17 protein-coding genes are annotated in these 17,911 nt (G+C 66.3%); 6 read left to right on the forward strand and 11 right to left on the reverse strand.

Annotated features, from left to right (window positions below; translation table 11 throughout):
- Nucleotides 1–20 precede the first annotated feature (20 nt).
- The 4 genes from hflD to AC3ITW_RS10490 are packed head-to-tail and all read right to left on the reverse strand — an operon-like array spanning nt 21 to nt 2,707.
- A complete protein-coding gene (gene hflD / locus AC3ITW_RS10475) occupies nt 21–635 on the reverse strand; it encodes a high frequency lysogenization protein HflD (RefSeq protein ID WP_046982906.1) in 615 nt (204 codons plus the stop codon).
- Nucleotides 632–1,774: a tRNA 2-thiouridine(34) synthase MnmA gene (mnmA, locus tag AC3ITW_RS10480; RefSeq protein ID WP_489390325.1), complete on the reverse strand. Its 1,143-nt coding sequence runs from the start codon at nt 1,772–1,774 to the stop codon at nt 632–634. The genes hflD and mnmA overlap by 4 nt, the downstream gene beginning before the upstream one ends.
- Nucleotides 1,771–2,232: an NUDIX hydrolase gene (locus AC3ITW_RS10485; RefSeq protein WP_046982908.1), complete on the reverse strand. Its 462-nt coding sequence runs from the start codon at nt 2,230–2,232 to the stop codon at nt 1,771–1,773. The genes mnmA and AC3ITW_RS10485 overlap by 4 nt, the downstream gene beginning before the upstream one ends.
- A gap of 1 nt (nt 2,233) precedes the next feature.
- Complete coding sequence (locus AC3ITW_RS10490) at nt 2,234–2,707, reverse strand: hypothetical protein (RefSeq protein WP_489390326.1); 474 nt, start codon at nt 2,705–2,707, stop codon at nt 2,234–2,236.
- 112 nt (nt 2,708–2,819) lie between these two features.
- On the opposite strand from AC3ITW_RS10490, the gene clpS reads away from it, so the two are divergent.
- Nucleotides 2,820–3,146, forward strand: coding sequence for an ATP-dependent Clp protease adapter ClpS (clpS, locus tag AC3ITW_RS10495; RefSeq protein WP_006366596.1), 327 nt, complete (start codon nt 2,820–2,822; stop codon nt 3,144–3,146).
- Nucleotides 3,147–3,283: 137 nt separating this feature from the next.
- On the opposite strand, the gene AC3ITW_RS10500 is transcribed toward clpS, so the two are convergent.
- Nucleotides 3,284–4,096 (reverse strand): APH(6) family putative aminoglycoside O-phosphotransferase, encoded by an 813-nt coding sequence (locus AC3ITW_RS10500; protein ID WP_489390327.1) that lies wholly within the window; start codon nt 4,094–4,096, stop codon nt 3,284–3,286.
- Nucleotides 4,097–4,234: 138 nt separating this feature from the next.
- Between AC3ITW_RS10500 and clpA the strand changes: the two genes are divergently transcribed.
- Nucleotides 4,235–6,520 (forward strand): ATP-dependent Clp protease ATP-binding subunit ClpA, encoded by a 2,286-nt coding sequence (gene clpA / locus AC3ITW_RS10505; protein WP_006366657.1) that lies wholly within the window; start codon nt 4,235–4,237, stop codon nt 6,518–6,520.
- 75 nt (nt 6,521–6,595) lie between these two features.
- On the opposite strand, the gene AC3ITW_RS10510 is transcribed toward clpA, so the two are convergent.
- The 4 genes from AC3ITW_RS10510 to aat form a co-directional block, all read right to left on the reverse strand.
- The gene (locus tag AC3ITW_RS10510) at nt 6,596–6,979 is read right to left on the reverse strand and encodes a hypothetical protein (protein WP_065723245.1); all 384 of its coding nucleotides are present in this window, start codon (nt 6,977–6,979) and stop codon (nt 6,596–6,598) included.
- 128 nt (nt 6,980–7,107) lie between these two features.
- Nucleotides 7,108–7,380, reverse strand: coding sequence for a hypothetical protein (locus tag AC3ITW_RS10515; RefSeq protein ID WP_006366661.1), 273 nt, complete (start codon nt 7,378–7,380; stop codon nt 7,108–7,110).
- A 171-nt stretch (nt 7,381–7,551) separates the two neighbouring features.
- Nucleotides 7,552–7,770 carry a translation initiation factor IF-1 gene (gene infA / locus AC3ITW_RS10520; RefSeq protein ID WP_005409596.1) on the reverse strand — a complete coding sequence of 73 codons (219 nt, stop codon included), beginning with the start codon at nt 7,768–7,770 and terminating at the stop codon, nt 7,552–7,554.
- An 86-nt stretch (nt 7,771–7,856) separates the two neighbouring features.
- Entirely contained in the window at nt 7,857–8,597 is a 741-nt protein-coding gene (gene aat / locus AC3ITW_RS10525) for a leucyl/phenylalanyl-tRNA--protein transferase (protein WP_012510999.1), read from the reverse strand.
- Nucleotides 8,598–8,669: 72 nt separating this feature from the next.
- On the opposite strand from aat, the gene AC3ITW_RS10530 reads away from it, so the two are divergent.
- The gene (locus tag AC3ITW_RS10530; RefSeq protein WP_489390328.1) at nt 8,670–9,938 is read left to right on the forward strand and encodes a hypothetical protein; all 1,269 of its coding nucleotides are present in this window, start codon (nt 8,670–8,672) and stop codon (nt 9,936–9,938) included.
- Between the two features lie 177 nt (nt 9,939–10,115).
- Here the strand turns inward: AC3ITW_RS10530 and AC3ITW_RS10535 are convergent, their stop codons facing one another.
- Complete coding sequence (locus AC3ITW_RS10535) at nt 10,116–11,240, reverse strand: GNAT family N-acetyltransferase (RefSeq protein WP_489390329.1); 1,125 nt, start codon at nt 11,238–11,240, stop codon at nt 10,116–10,118.
- 102 nt (nt 11,241–11,342) lie between these two features.
- Nucleotides 11,343–12,314 (reverse strand): thioredoxin-disulfide reductase, encoded by a 972-nt coding sequence (trxB, locus tag AC3ITW_RS10540; protein ID WP_065723249.1) that lies wholly within the window; start codon nt 12,312–12,314, stop codon nt 11,343–11,345.
- Nucleotides 12,315–12,546: 232 nt separating this feature from the next.
- Here trxB and AC3ITW_RS10545 point away from each other — a divergent pair, with 232 nt between their 5' ends.
- The 3 genes from AC3ITW_RS10545 (at nt 12,547) to lolA (ending at nt 17,639) form a co-directional block, all read left to right on the forward strand.
- The gene (locus AC3ITW_RS10545) at nt 12,547–14,907 is read left to right on the forward strand and encodes a DNA translocase FtsK (RefSeq protein ID WP_046982916.1); all 2,361 of its coding nucleotides are present in this window, start codon (nt 12,547–12,549) and stop codon (nt 14,905–14,907) included.
- A gap of 38 nt (nt 14,908–14,945) precedes the next feature.
- The gene (locus tag AC3ITW_RS10550) at nt 14,946–16,889 is read left to right on the forward strand and encodes a DUF3857 domain-containing protein (RefSeq protein ID WP_489390330.1); all 1,944 of its coding nucleotides are present in this window, start codon (nt 14,946–14,948) and stop codon (nt 16,887–16,889) included.
- A 111-nt stretch (nt 16,890–17,000) separates the two neighbouring features.
- On the forward strand, nt 17,001–17,639 hold the full coding sequence (gene lolA, locus AC3ITW_RS10555) for an outer membrane lipoprotein periplasmic chaperone LolA (RefSeq protein ID WP_153675579.1): 639 nt from the start codon (nt 17,001–17,003) through the stop codon (nt 17,637–17,639).
- Nucleotides 17,640–17,911 lie beyond the last annotated feature (272 nt).

Consider the following 17,911-nt stretch of genomic DNA (forward strand, 5'->3'; position numbering starts at 1 on the left):
AGGGCTCTGACCCCACACCCTCACGCCAGCTGGCGGTCCACAGCCTCGATCATCGCCTTGCGGCTGAACAGGAAGTCCCAGTAGCTGCCACCCAGCTGGCGCCAGAGCACCGCAGAGCGCACGGCGGCCAGCAGCAGGGCGCGGATCTCGGCGACCACGCCGGCCTGGCCCAGATAGTGCGGATTGCCTTGGACCATCACCCGCGGCTTGAGGTGGCTGATGGTGTCGGCGTACAAGCCGCCCAGGTTGGCCAGCACGTCCGGGTGAGCGCTGTCGCCCAGTTCGGCCGCCTGGCGCTGGGCGCGCTCGATCCCCGAAGCGACCTTGTTCACGGTCTCGCCTTCCTGCACGAAGCGGCGCTCCAGCTGCAGCACCGACAAGGCCAGCTTGGGCAGGATCGGGTCCTGGCCCTGGCTGCGGAAGTAGTTGTGCAGCAGGCGCAGGCCGGCCTTCAGTGCATGACGGTCACCGAACACCTCCTGCGGCGAGGACGCATCGACGCGGAACACGCTCTCCACGGCGGTGCGAACGGCGGCGGCGTCGGAATGGCCGGTATCGGCGATACGGCGTACCTGCTGCAGGGCCTGGGCAATGCCGGCCAAAGCCAGAACGCGGTCGTCGACAGTGAAACTCATGCAGCGATTACCTCAAAAGGAGAAGGGGTGGTGCGCAGGCGCTGCTCAAGCGGCGCATCGGTGGCGGCGATCACTGCGCCACCCAGGCACACGTCGCCGTCATACAGCACCAGCGACTGGCCAGGGGTGACGGCGCGCTGCGGGCGGGCGAAGGTGACCAGCACGCTGCCATCGTCCAGCACCTCGACCGTACACGGCTCGTCGGGCTGGCGGTAGCGGGTCTGCGCGGTGCACTCGAAGCGCCGTGCCGGCGGTGCGCCGGCAATCCAGTGCGCGGCCTCCGAGTGCAGGCGGTTGGACAGCATCCACTTGCTGTCGCGGTCCTGGTCGACGTACAGCACGTTGCTGGCAACATCCTTGCCAACCACGTACCACGGCGCCGCAGGGCGGCCACGCACGCCGCCGATGTTCAGGCCCTCGCGCTGGCCCAGGGTGAAATAGAAGACGCCTGGGTGCTCGGCGATCACACTGCCGTCGGCCGGGTCCAGGATCTGCCCGGGCTTGGCCGGCAGGTAGCGCCCGAGGAACTCGCGGAAGTCGCGCTCGCCGATGAAGCAGATGCCGGTGGAGTCCTTCTTGGCGTGGGTCGGCAGGCTGACGTCACGTGCGATCCGACGCAGGTCGGTCTTTTCCAGGTCGCCAATCGGGAACAGGGTGGCCGCCAGCTGCTGCTGGCCCAGCTGGTGCAGGAAGTAGCTCTGGTCCTTGGAGCGGTCGGCGCCACGCAGCAGCAGCCACTGGTGGCCGTGCTGGGTCACCCGCGCGTAGTGGCCAGTGGCGATGCGCTCGGCGCCCAGCTCGCGGGCGGCATCCAGGAAGTGCTTGAATTTCACCTCGCGGTTGCACAGCACGTCCGGGTTCGGGGTGCGACCGGCGGCATACTCGGCCAGGAAGTGCTCGAACACGCCCTGCCAGTACTCGTTGGAGAAATCGCGGAAGTGAAATGGGATGCCGAGCAGGCCGCAGACGGCCACCGCATCACGGCGGTCGTCCTCGGCGCGGCAATCGCCGCTGCCGTCGTCGGCCCAGTTCTGCATGAACAGGCCGGCCACCGCCTCACCCTGCTGCACCAGCCGCCAGGCAGCCACCGAGGAATCGACGCCACCGGAGACGCCGACCATTACGCGCGGAGTGCTCATGCGACCTCCCTGACCAGTGAAAGCGGATGGCGCTGGCCGCCCAGGTAGTCGGCCACCACCTGCCAGACCAGCGGGCTGCGCAGGCGCTCGCCGGCGGCCTGCAGCTCGCCCGGGCTCAGCCACAGCGCGCGGTCGATGCCGGTGTCCAGTGGCTGCGCCGGATCGTGCGAGACCGGGCGCGCCGCATAGCAGAAGCGCAGGAAGGTGGTGCCGTCGCCTGCGGTCCACTGGTAGCAGCCGATGAAGTGGGTCAGCTGTACGGTCCAGCCGGTTTCCTCGCGGGTCTCGCGCAGTGCCGCCTCGGCCAGGCTTTCGCCCGGCTCGAGGTGGCCGGCCGGCTGGTTCAGCACCGCGCGGCCGTCGATGGTTTCTTCAACCAGCAGCACGCGGCCGCCGTCAACCACCACGGTGGCGACGGTGGCGTGCGGTGCCCAGCGCGGGTCCGGCGTAGCGTTCAACTCAGAACTCGTCCTTCTTGGTCAGTTCCAGCTCCATCGCATCGGCGGTGCGGATGGCCGCATCGATGGCGTCGCTGAGCTGGTCGGCAGTGGCATCGGCGTCGATCTTGACCACGAACATGGCGGTGGTGTCCTGCTTCACCCAGCCACCCATCTTGGCGTCCTGCGAGTCTTCCAGCAGGCGGTTGGCCACGGCCACCGGGAACTGCTTGGTCTTGGCGCTGTAGGCCGGCGACCAGATCTCGCGGATGTTGTGGGTGCCGAAGTCCTCCACCGACGAACGCACGTAGACCATCTGGGTACGATCGCCTTCGACGTCGAACACCATGCGGTAGTCGCCGTCTTCGTCGACCTCATAGGTGTAATCCAGCTTGTCCAGGTTGCGGGCCACGGCCTTGTCGCCCTCCGGCGCGGCGGCGGCAGAGCCGGCGGCAGCCAGGGCGATCAGCAGGGCGGGGAGAAGGGTCCTTTTCATGAAGATCCTGTGAAGCAGTATTGAGAGAGGATGCAATTGTGACGGCGGCCGTGCGTGCCGTCCAATCTGCGGCGGGCCGACGCAGGCCCGCTCGAGCCTCTATAATGAGCAGATGCCCCGCGAGTCTTCCCCCGATTCCCATCACGAGCACGGCGTTGCCGTGGAACCCGCGCGCCCGGAAGTGGCGCCGCCGCCGTTCTACCAGGTGATGCTGCTCAATGACGACTACACCCCGATGGATTTCGTGGTGGACGTGCTGCAGCAGTTCTTCACCATGGACCTGGACAAGGCCACGCAGGTGATGCTGCACGTCCATACCCGCGGCCGCGGCGTGTGCGGGGTGTTCACCCGCGAAGTGGCCGAGACCAAGGTCGCCCAGGTCAACGAGTACTCGCGCATGAACCAGCACCCGCTCCTGTGCACGATGGAAAAGGCCTGACCGGCTGCCGGTTTTCGTCCGGGCACATCGATTCCGGACCGGATGTGCCCACCAAGGTGGGCACCTACCAAAGCAGAGGCTCGTATCGATGCCGTACGGGGGCGCCCATCAAGGTGGGCATCTACCTGCGCGCTGGATCAGCCCTCCGCCAACGCCTCCAGCGCCATCCGCGCCACCGCGTCGTCGATATCGGCGGTGTCCCCGTCATCCCGGAACCACACCGCTGACAGCCCCGCGCTGGCTGCGATCCAGCGCAGCAGCCTGTGCCGCTCGATCCCCGCCAGCGCGCCGACCTGCTCCACCCGGGCGGCAAACCGCTCGGGCTGTGTCGCAACGTGGATGTCCGGTCCGCACAGGTCCGGGTTGCTGAACAGCGTCGTGTAATCGAACGCGCGGTCGCCGATCAGTCGCTTCGGGTCGATCGCCAACCAGCCGCGCGCGCCGAAATCGAGCACGTTGTCGTGGTGCAGGTCGCCGTGCAGCGGTCGGATTTCCTGTTCCTCCTGCAACAATGCCGCCGCCAGTGATCCGCACTGTTCCAGCAGTGATGGCAGCGCCGCCCTTGGCTGCAGCAGGTCCGCGAACCATGTACGCAGGCAGACCAGTTCCGCTGGCGGTGCGCTCCGTGGCCGGTGCAGCCGTTGCAGGACCTGGCACAGGATCGTGGTGCAGGTGTCATCGTCGCCCTCGATCGAGCGCTGCCGCAGCGAGTCGCCGCCGGCACGTTCGATCAGGATCGCCGGCCCCTCGTGGGCCAGCAGGCGGACGGCGCCGTCGCCGTTCCACCAGCGCAGCAGGCGGTGGCTGTTCTGCTCCTCGGTTTCGCTGCTGATCTTCAGCATCGCTGGCTGGCCGGCGATGGTCAGTACCGGCCAGAGCTGGGCATGGGGCGTCTCGATGGCCGCGCCATCACGCCGCAATCGCCAGCGGCTCAGGTAGGGTTCGCTCATGCTGGGTGGGCTGTCCTGGAGTGAATGAAGATCAAGCGATCCATACTGCTAACGCCATCTGAACGCAGCAATCCGCTAGGGTGATGGAAATCGCGTAGTCAGGCCGCATATTGTCCCCATCTGCCGCCGGAGTAATCCATGTTCAGCAAAGACCTCGAACACACCATCGGCCAGTGCTACAAGCGCGCCCGTGAGGCCCGGCATGAATTCATGACGGTCGAACACCTGCTGTTGGCACTGCTCGACAACCCGTCCGCCCAGGCCGTACTGAAGGCATGTGGCGCCGACGCCGAACGCCTGCGCCAGGAGCTGGAGCAGGCCATCGAGGCCTCCGTGTCCCGTCTGGCCGAAGATGACGGCCGCGATACCCAGCCGACCCTGGGCTTCCAGCGCGTGCTGCAGCGGGCCGTCTACCACGTTCAGTCCTCTGGCAAGAAGGAGGTCACCGGCGCCAACGTGCTGGTCGCCATCTTCGGCGAAAAGGACTCCCACGCCGTCTATTACCTCAACCAGCAGGACGTCACCCGGCTGGATGTGGTCAATTACCTGTCCCACGGCATTGCCAAGCTGGGCGAGGAGGGCGAGCAGCCGTCCTCTTCCTCCGAGGGCGAGAGCCGCATCGAAGGCGGGGAGGGCGAGCCGAAGGGCGATGCCCTGACCGAATTCGCCAGCAACCTCAACGAACAGGCCCGCGCCGGTCGCATCGACCCGCTGGTCGGCCGTGCCGACGAGATCGAGCGCACCATCCAGGTGCTGTGCCGCCGCCGCAAGAACAACCCGCTGTACGTGGGCGAGGCCGGGGTCGGCAAGACCGCCATCGCCGAGGGCCTGGCCCGCCGCATCGTTGAAGGTTCGGTGCCGGAGGTGCTGTCGGACGCGGTGATCTACTCGCTCGACCTCGGTGCGCTGGTGGCCGGCACCAAGTACCGCGGTGATTTCGAGAAGCGACTGAAGGGCGTGCTGACCGCGCTGAAGAAGGTGCCCAACGCGGTACTGTTCATCGACGAGATCCACACCATCATCGGTGCCGGCTCGGCCTCGGGCGGCACCATGGATGCGTCCAACCTGATCAAGCCGGCACTGGCTTCAGGTGAGCTGCGCTGCATCGGCTCGACCACCTTCCAGGAGTACCGCGGCATCTTCGAGAAGGACCGGGCGCTGGCGCGCCGCTTCCAGAAGATCGACATCGTCGAGCCGACCGTCGGCGAGACCTACGAGATCCTGCAGGGCCTCAAGTCCAAGTATGAGCTGCACCACGGCGTGACGTATTCCGACGAGGCGCTGCAGGCGGCGGTGGATCTGTCGGTCAAGCACATCGGCGACCGTCTGCTGCCGGACAAGGCCATCGACGTGATCGACGAGGCGGGTGCCCGCCAGCGCCTGCTGCCGGAAGGCCAGCGCAAGGAGCTGATCGACGTCGAGGAAGTGGAAGCGATCGTCGCCAAGATGGCGCGTATTCCGGCCAAGCAGGTCAGCGCCACCGACAAGGATGTGCTGCAGCACCTGGAGCGCAACCTGAAGATGGTGATCTTCGGCCAGGATCCGGCCATCGATACGCTGGCGTCGGCGATCAAGCTGGCCCGTTCCGGGCTGGGCAATCCGGAAAAGCCGATCGGCAACTTCCTGTTCGCCGGCCCCACCGGCGTGGGCAAGACCGAGGTGACCAAGCAGCTGGCGCTGCAGCTGGGCATCGAGCTGGTCCGTTTCGACATGTCCGAGTACATGGAGCCGCACTCGATCAGCCGCTTGATCGGTGCGCCTCCGGGCTATGTCGGCTTCGACCAGGGCGGCCTGTTGACCGAGAAGATCGTCAAGACCCCGCACTGCGTGCTGTTGCTGGACGAGATCGAGAAGGCGCATCCGGACATCTTCAACATCCTGTTGCAGGTGATGGACCGCGGCGTGCTGACCGATACCAACGGTCGCGAGGCCAACTTCAAGAACGTGGTGCTGGTGATGACCACCAATGCCGGCGCGGCGCAGGCCTCGCGGCGCTCGATCGGCTTCACCAAGCAGGACCATGCCACCGACGCGATGGAGACCATCCGCCGCAGCTTCACCCCGGAGTTCCGCAATCGCCTTGACGCGGTGGTGCAGTTCCAGGCGTTGGGCTTCGAGCACATCCTGCGCGTGGTCGACAAGTTCCTGATCGAGCTGGAGATGCTGTTGCAGGACAAGCACGTCAGCCTGTCGGCCACCCCGACCGCGCGCGACTGGCTGGCCCACCATGGTTTCGATCCGTTGATGGGTGCCCGCCCGATGGCACGCGTGATCCAGGACAAGATCAAGCGCCCACTGGCCGACGAGCTGTTGTTCGGCAAGCTGGTCAACGGCGGCAGGGTCAGCATCGATGTCCGCGACGACGAGCTGGTGGTCGAGACCCAGGCTGAGCCGGAGCGGTTGTTGCCGGTGACGGTGGAGTAAGGCGGCGCCGGATCGATTCCGGGTGTGGTTGGAAAACAAGGGCGGCTCCGGCCGCCCTTGTTGCGTATCAGCCCTTCAACGTCCCTGCTGGGCCAGGCGCTTGAAGGTTGCCGCATCGACCCGCTCGATCCGGGTCACAGCGCAGTGGTTGCTGTCGGTCTGTAGTGTGCTGCGGGCGTCACCGCAGATCTGTTCGGGCGTGTTCGGCGTGAAGAAGACGTAACTGGCCGAGGCGGCGGCGCCAAGGCAGCGCTTCTGTAGGTGGACTCGATAGTGGTTGTTGCCGTCGCGCAGCAGCACTTCGCGTTCCGTACTGGAGGGGCGGATGTCGCGATTGGTGCTAAGGGCGATGCACTCGGCCGTGGTGGAGGGTTTGGCGGGTTCGGCGGCGGGCGCCGACAGGGGGAGGCTGACCAGCAGAACTGCCGACAGCAGGACGTGCGGGAGCAGGGCGTTCATGATCGGGCGAGAGTGGCGATCCGGACTGGATCGGATCCCACGATGCCGCGGTCGCTGCACATGCGAATCTGCCTCAAGCGGGGCTGACCGACGCCACGGTGTGGTCGGTCACAATGACCTATGGCGACTCACGCGGCGATCGAGCGGAACCCTTGCTGGCGCCCCTGGTCGCCGCCGTCCTCGATGACGAAGGCAACTGCCTCGTGCGGGATGTGCAGGCGCTGCTTCAGGGTGCCGCCCATGTGCGGGATCTCGCGCTGTACGGCCAGGTAAAGCGGATGCGAGGCATCCATGCTGGTGCAGACCAGGCAGGGCTGGCCGAACCAGGTGCCGTCCGGGCCCTTGCTGGCATAGCAGCGGCTGGTGACGGACTGTGGATCCAGGACGATCAGGTAGGTCATGCACGCAACGCCATCTGTGAAGAACGCATTGAGCCTAGATCGCCTGTGCAGCGCCGGATCTCAGACAAGGTCGAAAAGCGAGTGATATCGAGAATCGCCACTTTGTTGCGCGCACGACAAAGGGCCAGCAGCAAGGCCGGCCCTGTCGGAGTGGCGCCAAGCGCCGACCGCTTACTTCATGCGGTAGGTGATACGACCCTTGGTCAGGTCGTACGGGGTCATTTCAACCTTGACCCGGTCACCGGTGAGGATGCGGATGTAGTTCTTGCGCATGCGACCGGAGATATGGGCGATGATTTCGTGCCCATTTTCCAGACGAACGCGGAAAGTGGTGTTCGGCAGCGTCTCGCTGACGGTGCCCTCGAACTCGATGGAATCGTCTTTCGACATGTAGTCCTGTGCGGTTCAGAAAACGGCCACGCTGGGCCTAAGGCGCGGTATTTTACGCGTGATGGGCCCAGCTTGCAAAGTTTGTGTTAACCCCCGGCCAAATGCCGTGCCGGCAAACGCCCCACAGCCTGGGTCCAGGGGCCTTCACGGCCATCCTGATGGACGGCCTGGCGCACGTGATCGAGGAATTCCGCGCGTGGCAGGTGTTCGGCACCCATCCGCAGCAGGTGCGGATTTTCGACCTGGGCATCAATCAGTTGCCAGCCCCAGTCGCGCAGGGTGGTCGCCAATGCGGCCAGGGCGATCTTGGAGCCGCCACTGGCGCCGCTGAACATGCTCTCGCCGAAAAACATGGCGCCGATCGCGACGCCATAGATGCCGCCGACCAGGGTCTGCCGGTCCCAGACTTCGAAGGAGTGGGCAAAGCCAAGGTCATGCAGCTGGCTGTAAGCCTCGACCATCGCCGGGCTGATCCAGGTGCCGTCCTGGCCGGGGCGTGGCGCTGCGGCGCAGGCGCGCATCACCCGGCCGAAGGCGGTGTCGACGGAAATCTCCCACGTGCTGCTGCGCAACTGGCGGCGGAAGCGGCTGGACAGATGCACGCCATCGGTACGGAACACCATGCGCGGGTCCGGCGACCACCACAGGATCGGCTCGCCCTCGCTGAACCACGGAAAGATGCCGCCGGCATAGGCGTTGAGCAGGCGCACCGGGTGCAGGTCGCCGCCCACCGCCAGCAGGCCATCGGGCTGGCGCAGTGCGGTCTCGGCCGGAGGGAAGGGGGCGTCCGGCGTATCGGCCAGGCGCCAGGGCAGCTGGCGGGTCATGCCGTCATTGTATTCGTCGTGGCGATCGGTGATGTCTGGCACCATCAGCGTCCTACGGCAAGGAGCCCACGCATGAGCGACGCGATCACCGCCATCCTCGATGTGCACGACACCCCGCGCACGCGCAATGACAGCCAGAGCATGCTGCTGATGCTGGCCACTGAGCAGCCGCGCCAGCTCGGTGTGTTGATGCTGCAGGCACTGGCGCGACGCTCGCCGGGCTCAGCCTTCCTCGACATGGCGCTGGACCTGCTGCCGGACGATGCAGTGCCCGCAGTCGTGGCCGAAGCATGGCGTCGTTATCGTGATGGCGAGCGCGGCGAGCTGCTGGCCAGCGTGATGGAGTTCGCCAGCTATCAGGCGCCACAGCTGCTGCAGGACGACTGGGAGGCATTGCTGGCGATCACCAGTGAGGATGAGCTGCAGCTGGCTTCGCAGGTATGGCGGGGCCTGCCTTCTACCACTGCCGCACAGTGGGCGCAGATCCTGGCTGAAGCCGATGACGATCGCGAAATGGCGCGGGCCCGGGCGCTGCTGCTCGCCGCCCAGCCCGAGACCTACGCCATTGCTCGCGGCTACGTGGTCGACTGGGGGCGGTTGGATGCCGAGGTCTGGGCGCACTGGGCCGGCGTTGCCGACGGGCCGCAGCCGCGGCGCCTGCATGGGGAGCGGCCGCTGCACCTCCGCTTCGGTCGCGAGCAGCATCGCGCGCAGCAGGCGGACGAACCGAGCTGGCGCAAGCGCATCTGGCGCCTGCACCCGACCTGGAATGGTGGCCAGGTGCATCACGCCGGCCGCATGGGTGGGCCGTTGGAAGCGCTGTGCGGTGGTTGTCACGCGCCGCTGCAGCGGCTGCTGCAGACCGATGCTGCTGCGCTGCAGCCGGGCGCGTCCGGTGAGGTCACGCTCGGCCTGTGCCTGGATTGTTGTGGATGGGAGGAGCCGCCCGTGCGCTTCTATCGCCACGATGCCGCAGGCCAGCCCGGCTGCCACCCCAGCCAGTACCGCGAGGTACCGAACACCCCCACCGACAGCGGCGACCTGATGCCGGCGGAGGTGGGCCTTGCGGCCCTGGGCAGCGAGCGTTGGCGGCAGCAGGACTGGGGCCAGTCCAACCATCGGCAGAACCTGTCGCGCGTGGGCGGCGCGCCAAGCTGGGTGCAGAGTGCGTGGTACCCGGCGTGCATCGATTGCGGCGAAGAGATGCCGTTCGTCATGCAGCTGGATTCGACACTGCCGACCACGGGTGAGGGCACGCTGCTGTGGGGCAGCGGCGGCATGCTCTATACGTTCTGGTGTGCAAAGTGCCGGGTGAGCGGGCACTTCTGGCAGTGCACCTGAGTACAGTGTCCTCGCCACCGCTCTGGCAGGCGCCAGATGGACGCGCGCGGCTCTCGCTATCGCTCCGGTAGGTGCCCACTTTGGTTGGCACGCTTTTTGGCGCAGCCTATTGCCCCGGTAGGTGCCCACCTTGGTTGGCACGCTTTTTGGCGGCGCCCAGGTCGAGCAAGCTCGACGCTACGTTCCTGCGCGGAACGGCCCATGCCCCTGAAGTTCCTGCTGGTAGCGCCGCACGTCACGCCGCTCTTGGCGACACCACTCCTGCAGCGCCTCGGCGAAATCCGCATCGGCCATCCAGTGTCGGCTGCGCACCAGCGTCGGCAGGAAACCGCGTGCCAGCTTGTGCTCGCCCTGTGCGCCCGGCTCGAAGCGGGTCAGCCCTTCGCGCAGGCAGTATTCGATGCCCTGGTAGTAGCAGGCTTCGAAGTGCAGGCCGGGCAGGGTGGCGCCGCCCCAGTAGCGGCCGTACAGCGTGTCTCCACCGCGCAGGCATAGCGCGCCGGCAATCGGCTCGCCGTCCTGTTCGGCCAGGAACAGTACCAGCCCGCGCCCCAGCGAAATCGCCAGATGGCGCAGGAAGGCCTCAGTCAGTGCCGGGGCATTGCCGTACTCGAGGAACGTCTGCAGGTAGAAGCGGTACATCGCCTGCAGATCGGCGCGGCTCGCTTCATCGCCGTGCACCACGCGGAAGGTGATGCCTTGGCGCATGACCTTGGCCCGTTCCTGGCGGATGTTCTTGCGATGCTTGTGGTTCATCGCACCGAGGAGCTGGTCGAACGTGGCCCAGTCGCCCGGGTTCTGCCACTGGAACTGCACATCCTCGCGCAGCAGCCAGTCATCGCCGAACAACGCCTCGTCACCTGCGGTGTGGAAGTTGATATGGGCCGAGGAGACGTCCAGCGTCGGCAGCGTCTCGCGCAATGCCGACAGCAACGCGGCGCGCTCCAGATCGTGACGGGCCAGTAGGCGCGGGCCGGTGACCGGAGAGTACGGCACCGCGCCCAGCCACTTCGGATAGTAGTCGCGGCCATGACGGGCGTACGCGTTGGCCCAGGCATGGTCGAACACGAATTCGCCGTGGGAGTTGGTCTTCAGGTAACCCGGAATGGCGCCGACCAGATGCTCGCCTTCCCATAGGGTGAAGTGCCGAGGCTGCCAGCCCCAGTCCTCGCGCAGGCAACCATGTTGTTCCAGGCCCGAGAGGAAGGCGTGGCTGACGAAAGGGTTGCGGCCGTCGTGCAGGGCATCCCAGTCGGTGGCGGAAACGGACTGCAGGGAGTCGAGGAAACGGGGGGAGGGCATGGGGGAAGGATAGGGCAGATGAAACAGAAAGGCCGACGCACTGGCGTCGGCCTTTTATCCGGAGTCGAGCATGGCTCGACCCTACAGGAGCGGGTCAGCCTCTCAGCTGGCCTTGCCCTGCGCGTCCAGGTAGCGCTCGGCGTCCAGTGCGGCCATGCAGCCGAAGCCGGCCGAGGTGATCGCCTGGCGGTAGTGCTGGTCGGCCACGTCGCCGGCGGCGAACACGCCTTCCACCGAGGTCTGGGTGGCGTTGCCGCCCAGGCCCGAACGGATTTCCAGGTAGCCGTTGTTCATCGCCAGCTGGCCGTCGAACAGCTGGGTGTTCGGATGGTGGCCGATCGCAACGAAGAAGCCGTGGGCGTCGATGTCGCGGGTGCTGCCGTCCAGAGTGGACTTCACGCGCACGCCGGTCACGCCGGCCTCGTTGCCCAGCACTTCCTCCACCTGGTGGTGCCAGACGGTCTCGATCTTGCCGGCGGCCACCTTGGCGAACAGCTTGTCCTGCATGATCTTCTCCGCCTTCAGGGTGTCGCGGCGGTGGACCAGGTAGACCTTGCGGGCGATGTTGGACAGGTACAGCGCCTCTTCCACGGCGGTGTTGCCGCCACCGACCACGACCACGTCCTGGTCGCGGTAGAAGAAGCCGTCACAGGTGGCACAGGCGGACACGCCGCGGCCCTTGAACTCGTCTTCGGTCGGGATGCCCAGGTACTTGGCGGTGGCGCCGGTGGAAATGATCAGGGCGTCGCAGGTGTACTCGTGGCTGTCGCCGATCAGCTTGAACGGGCGCTGCGACACATCGGCGGTGTGGATGTGGTCGAAGATGACCTCGGTCTCGAAGCGCTCGGCATGGGCCTGCATGCGCGCCATCAGGTCCGGGCCCATCAGGCCGTGGGCGTCACCCGGCCAGTTGTCCACCTCGGTGGTGGTCATCAGCTGGCCACCCTGCTGCAGGCCGGTGATGACGACCGGCTTCAGGTTGGCGCGGGCGGCGTAGACGGCGGCGGTCCAACCGGCCGGGCCGGAACCGAGGATGACGAGGCGCTGGTGACGGGAGGGCAGGCTGGTGCTCATGTAAACTCGCGAAAAGGTAGATGGGACAAGGCGCTGGCGATATTTGCGCAGCATCCGTGGCTGGTCATAGAGTGGCGGCTGGGGCAGGGCGATTCAAGCCGATGAACAGAACGCCGTCATCCAGCGGTGGTTCTGGCGGTCAAATGCCCTGTCCAATGTCGCATAACTGAAAACTGACGCCGTCTCATTTATTATCAATCACTAACAGCGCATTCCAAAGGTATGGTCTAAGGTGGCGAAGCAGGTCCCCGAACGCTCCAAGTCCGACGACAGCAAGGCGTCACGTCGCACGGCCGCGGCGGCGACGACCGACAATCCACGCCGCCAGCGTCTCTGGCGCGACCTTGGCCTGATCGCCATCGCGCCGGCGCTGCTGTACCTGGCGGCCAGTCTTTTCACGTATTCAGCCACTGATCCGGGCTGGTCGCATACCGGCAGCGTGGTCGCGCCGGTACACAACCTCGGCGGCCGCGCCGGTGCATGGATCGCCGACGTGCTGCTGCAGCTGTTCGGCTACATCGCGTTCCTGCTGCCGGTGGTGCTGGGCGCGCTGGCGTGGATCGCCATGTTCGGGCTCAAGCGCGAGAGCAAGGGCGAGAACGACCTGGATCCGGCACTGCGCCTGGTCGGGCTGGTCGGCTTCCTGATTGCCGGCACCGGCTTCCTGCACGTGCGCCTGTTCAGTGGCGACGTGGCCCATGCCGGCGGCATCCTCGGCAAGCTGGTCGGCAACTCGCTCACGGTGGGCTTCGGCGCGCTGGGTGCGAACCTGTTCGTGCTGGTGCTGTTGCTGGCCTCGATCACTCTGGCCACCGGGCTGTCCTGGTTCGTGGTGATGGAGAAGATCGGCCGCGGCGTGATGTCGTTGGCGCCGTTGCTGGAGCGCAAGAAGGAAGAAGTCACCGAATGGCAGCAGACCCGGGTGATGCGCGAGGAGCGCCAGGAAGTGCGCAAGGCCGATGCCGAGGTGCGCGCCAAGCGCGAGCCGGTGAAGATCGAACCGCGCCCCGAGCCGGTCATCGAAAAGAGCGATCGCGCCAAGCGTGACACGCAGATCCCGATGTTCCGTGGCGTCAACGGGGATGGCTCGGACCTGCCGCCGCTCGCGCTGCTGGATGACCCCAAGCCGCAGCCGGTGGGTTACGACAAGGAAACCCTGGACGCGCTGTCGCGGCAGATCGAGTTCAAGCTGAAGGACTTCCGCATCGATGCCCAGGTGGTCGGTGCCAACCCCGGCCCGGTCATCACCCGCTTCGAGATCGAACCGGCACCGGGCATCAAGGTCAGCCAGATCAGTTCGCTGGACAAGGACATCGCGCGGGGCCTGTCGGTGAAATCGGTGCGCGTGGTTGACGTGATTCCGGGCAAGTCGGTGATCGGCCTGGAAATTCCGAACGTCACCCGCGAGATGATCTACCTCTCCGAGTTGCTGCGTTCGAAGGAGTACGACAAGTCGGCCAGCGTGCTGACCCTGGCGCTGGGCAAGGACATCGCCGGCCGCTCGACCGTGGCCGACCTGGCGCGCATGCCGCACCTGCTGGTGGCCGGTACCACCGGTTCGGGCAAGTCGGTGGCAGTCAATGCGATGGTGCTGAGCCTGCTGTTCAAGGCCTCGCCGAAAGACCTGCGGATGCTGATGATCGACCCGAAGATGCTCGAACTGAGCGTCTACCAGGGCATCCCGCACCTGCTGGCGCCGGTGGTGACCGACATGAAGGAGGCCGCCAACGGCCTGCGCTGGTGCGTGGCCGAGATGGAGCGCCGCTACAAGCTGATGAGCGCGGTGGGCGTGCGCAACCTGGCCGGCTTCAACAAGAAGGTGAAGGAAGCCCAGGACGCCGGCCAGCCGCTGATGGACCCGCTGTTCAAGCCGAACCCGGAGCTGGGTGAGGCACCGCGACCGTTGGAGACGCTGCCGTTCGTCGTCATCTTCATCGACGAATTCGCCGACATGATGATGATCGTCGGCAAGAAGGTGGAAGAGCTGATCGCGCGCCTGGCACAGAAGGCGCGTGCGGCCGGCATCCACCTGATCCTGGCCACCCAGCGCCCGTCGGTGGACGTGATCACCGGCCTGATCAAGGCCAACATCCCGACCCGTATCGCGTTCCAGGTCAGTTCCAAGATCGACTCGCGCACCATCCTCGACCAGTCCGGCGCGGAAACCCTGCTCGGCCACGGCGACATGCTGTACCTGCCGCCGGGTACCGCCATGCCCGAGCGCGTGCATGGCGCCTTCGTCTCCGACGAGGAAGTGCATCGCGTGGTCGAACACCTCAAGGCGATGGGCCCGGCCGACTATGTCGATGGCGTGCTGGACGAAGTGCAGACGATGGGTGACGGCGTGGTCGTCGGCGCTACCGGCCTGCCCGAGAACAGTTCTTCCGGTGACGAGTCCGACCCGTTGTATGACGAGGCGCTGCGCGTGGTCACCGAGACCCGTCGAGCATCGATTTCCGGTGTGCAGCGCCGTTTGAAGATCGGCTACAACCGCGCAGCGCGGCTGATCGAGGCCATGGAAGCGGCCGGTGTGGTCAGTTCGCCCGAGCACAATGGCGACCGCACGGTGCTGGCACCGCCGCCGCCGAAGTAAGACCCGACGTACCCCCACGACGTCCAAGGAACCGACGCATGCTTCAACCCGTACCAAGCGCGCTGGCACTGGCGCTGGCAGCCCTGATGGCTGCCGGCCCGGCACTGGCAGACACCGCCACCTCCGCGCCCGCCACGGCGCCGCCTTCCACCAGCGGCGATACCGAAGCCAGCAATAATTTCAGCATTGTCCGCTACCGCGCCGACTACCAGGTGCGGCCGGATGCGGGCAATGTGCAGACCGAAACCTACGAAGTCCTGCTCAAGACCAAGGCTTCCGTCGAGCAGTTCAGCCAGGTGCGGCTGAGCTACAGCGAGAAGATGGAGACGCTGGAAGTACTTGGCGCCTACACCATCACCGCCGATGGCCAGCGCCGCGACGTACCGGCCGACCGCATCTACACCCAGGAGAGCTATTCCAGTGCCTCGGCCGCGATGTATGCCGACCGCAAGGTGCGGGTGATCGTATTCCCGAACCTGGCCCCGGGCACGCGCCTGTTCTACCAGGTGCGCCGTACCCAGGCCACGCCTTACTTCCCGGGCTACTTCGGCCTGTGGGAGACCTTCAACGTCTTCACCGAGTACGAGGACGCCGAGGTCACCCTGAGTGCGCCGGCCAACCTGCCGATGTTCGTCGACAGCCGTGGTGTGCAGGGCAGTGATCGCCCGACGGTGAAGAATGGCCAGGCGCAGTGGCGCTGGCGCTACCAGCGGCGCGAGGCCATGCCAGCGCAGAACTGGTCAGCGGCAGGCTGGGAGTTCGGCCCGAACATCATGGCCAGCACCTATCGTGACTGGTCGCAGATGGGGCGCGCCTACCAACTCAAGGCTGGCCCGGCCGCGCAGGTCACCCCGGAACTGCAGGCGCTGGCCGACCAGGTCACCACCGGCATCAGCGACCGCCGCGAGCAGGCCGACGCGCTCTACCGCTGGGTCGCGCAGAACATCCGCTATGTGGCGGTGTACCTGGGCAATGGCGGCCTGGAGCCGAACAGTGCGCAGAGCATCCTCGACAACCACTATGGCGACTGCAAGGACCACGTGACGATCCTGGAGGCGCTGCTGGCGGCCAAGGGGATCGCCAGTTCGCCGGTGCTGATCGGTGCTGGCGGTGGGCCGACCCTGCCGAAGATCCCGGTGCTGGGCCGCTTCAACCACGCCATCACCTACATCCCCGAATTCGATCTGTACCTGGACTCGACCACCGTCTGGGCGCGCTTCGGTCAGTTGCCGGAAGGCGACCTGGGGGCGCCGGTGATGCGTACCCGCGATGCGAGCCTGGCGCGTACCCCGGCCAATACGCCGCAGCGTAATGCCACTTCGATGGAAGTGCGTTTCACCTTCGACGCCAACGGCAACCTGCGCGGCGAGACGATTCCCAAGCTCGGCGAGAACGCCGAGATCGGAATGCGCGCCCAGTTCTCCCAGCTCAACGCGCAGAACCGTGCGCGCGCTGAAGAGCAGATCATGGCCGCGTCCGGTTTCGACGGGCGAGGGCAGTTGCAGATCCAGGGCGTGCCGGTCGACCTGACCCGGCCGTTCGGCTACCGCATGGCCTTCCAGGCTGAGGACTACGCCGACTTCAGCGTGGCCGGCGGCATGGCCGTGCCGGATCCGCCGGGTGGTGAATCGGTGCGCGGGCTGTACGCCACCGCCTCGGCGCCAGCCAACGAGACGCCGTTCTACTGCAATGCAAGCCTGCGCGAGGAAACCTATCGCCTGCAGTTCCCGGCCAATGCGCCGATCATCGCCATTCCGGCCAGCCAGCGTTTTGCGAATGCCGCCGGCGAGTATCGAGTCGACTGGAGCCGCGAGGGCCAGGACGTGATCGTGCATCACCGCCTGCAGCAGAACGCGGTGCGTGGCCCGGAGGCGTTGTGCCAGCCGCAGGACTATCCGGCGTTCCGCGCGCTGTACCGCGAAGTGCGGCGCGGCTTCCGTGGGCAGGTGCTGTACGGCAAGCTGCCGACGACTGGCGGCTGAATCGCCGAGGGGCGTTCAGGGCGGCATAATGTCGCCCTGATCGCCCATTCATCTTTGTCCGGGCACACTGGCAACCACCTTTCCTGGCGCCCGCGCCCACAGGATTCCCGCATGAACTTCCGCTTCCGCCGTTTCCTTGCCACCACCACCCTGGCCGTGGCCTGCGCCGCCGCCGGCAGTGCCTGGGCTGGCGCCCGCGATGACCTGAAGACTTTCACCAGTGGCCTGAAGGGCCTGGATGGCCAGTTCAGCCAGCAGGTGTTTGACAGCCGCGGCAAGGTGAAGGAATCGACCAGCGGCCGCGTGGCTCTGTCGGCGCCGCGCCTGTTCCGTTGGGAATACGTGCGCCCGCACGAACAGCTGATCGTGGCCGATGGCAAGAAGGTCTGGATGTACGAGCCAGACCTGGAGCAGGCCACCGTACGCGAGCAGGGCAAGGAAGAGCAGAACAGCCCGCTGACCGCGCTGATCAACCCGGCGCTGCTGGAACAGCAGTACGACCTCAGCGAGGAAGCCGCACAGCGTGACGGCCTGCAGTGGCTGTCGCTGTCGCCGAAGCGCGATACAGAAGCCAGCTTCCAGTACGCCGCGCTGGGCTTCAACGCGCAGGGCCTGGCCAGGATGGAAATCACTGATGCCGTCGGCCAGCGCACCGTCATCACCTTCAGTGGCTGGAAGCGCAACCCGGGCTTCGCTGCCGGCACCTTCAGCTTCACCCCGCCGAAGGGCACTGACGTCATCGGTAATTGATGGGGCACGCCGGGCATGGCCCGGCGCTACCTGCTCTGGCGGGTGTCAATCGACACCGCCTCGGAAGGTGTCAACCGGCACCGCCTTGGTGGGTGTCAACCTTGGTTGACACGTATTTGATCTGCCGGCCAGCGGCCGGCACTACCGATCCTGCGGCCTGATCCGTTACCGATCACGGCCTGGCGCTGGTGGGTGCCAACCTTGGTTGGCACGCTCTCGCGGTACAATGGCCGTGTGGCAAGACATCGTTCAACTTCCTTCCCCGGCCCCGA

This window comes from Stenotrophomonas sp. KH_052 (assembly GCF_057838755.1).

Coding starts and splice junctions, on each gene's coding strand:
- hflD (WP_046982906.1), bottom strand. CDS start 635: ATGAGTTTCACTGTCGACGACCGCGTTCTGGCTTTGGCCGGCATTGCC.
- mnmA (WP_489390325.1), bottom strand. CDS start 1,774: ATGAGCACTCCGCGCGTAATGGTCGGCGTCTCCGGTGGCGTCGATTCC.
- AC3ITW_RS10490 (WP_489390326.1), bottom strand. CDS start 2,707: ATGAAAAGGACCCTTCTCCCCGCCCTGCTGATCGCCCTGGCTGCCGCC.
- clpS (WP_006366596.1), top strand. CDS start 2,820: ATGCCCCGCGAGTCTTCCCCCGATTCCCATCACGAGCACGGCGTTGCC.
- AC3ITW_RS10500 (WP_489390327.1), bottom strand. CDS start 4,096: ATGAGCGAACCCTACCTGAGCCGCTGGCGATTGCGGCGTGATGGCGCG.
- clpA (WP_006366657.1), top strand. CDS start 4,235: ATGTTCAGCAAAGACCTCGAACACACCATCGGCCAGTGCTACAAGCGC.
- AC3ITW_RS10510 (WP_065723245.1), bottom strand. CDS start 6,979: ATGAACGCCCTGCTCCCGCACGTCCTGCTGTCGGCAGTTCTGCTGGTC.
- AC3ITW_RS10515 (WP_006366661.1), bottom strand. CDS start 7,380: ATGACCTACCTGATCGTCCTGGATCCACAGTCCGTCACCAGCCGCTGC.
- infA (WP_005409596.1), bottom strand. CDS start 7,770: ATGTCGAAAGACGATTCCATCGAGTTCGAGGGCACCGTCAGCGAGACG.
- aat (WP_012510999.1), bottom strand. CDS start 8,597: ATGACCCGCCAGCTGCCCTGGCGCCTGGCCGATACGCCGGACGCCCCC.
- AC3ITW_RS10530 (WP_489390328.1), top strand. CDS start 8,670: ATGAGCGACGCGATCACCGCCATCCTCGATGTGCACGACACCCCGCGC.
- AC3ITW_RS10535 (WP_489390329.1), bottom strand. CDS start 11,240: ATGCCCTCCCCCCGTTTCCTCGACTCCCTGCAGTCCGTTTCCGCCACC.
- trxB (WP_065723249.1), bottom strand. CDS start 12,314: ATGAGCACCAGCCTGCCCTCCCGTCACCAGCGCCTCGTCATCCTCGGT.
- AC3ITW_RS10550 (WP_489390330.1), top strand. CDS start 14,946: ATGCTTCAACCCGTACCAAGCGCGCTGGCACTGGCGCTGGCAGCCCTG.
- lolA (WP_153675579.1), top strand. CDS start 17,001: ATGAACTTCCGCTTCCGCCGTTTCCTTGCCACCACCACCCTGGCCGTG.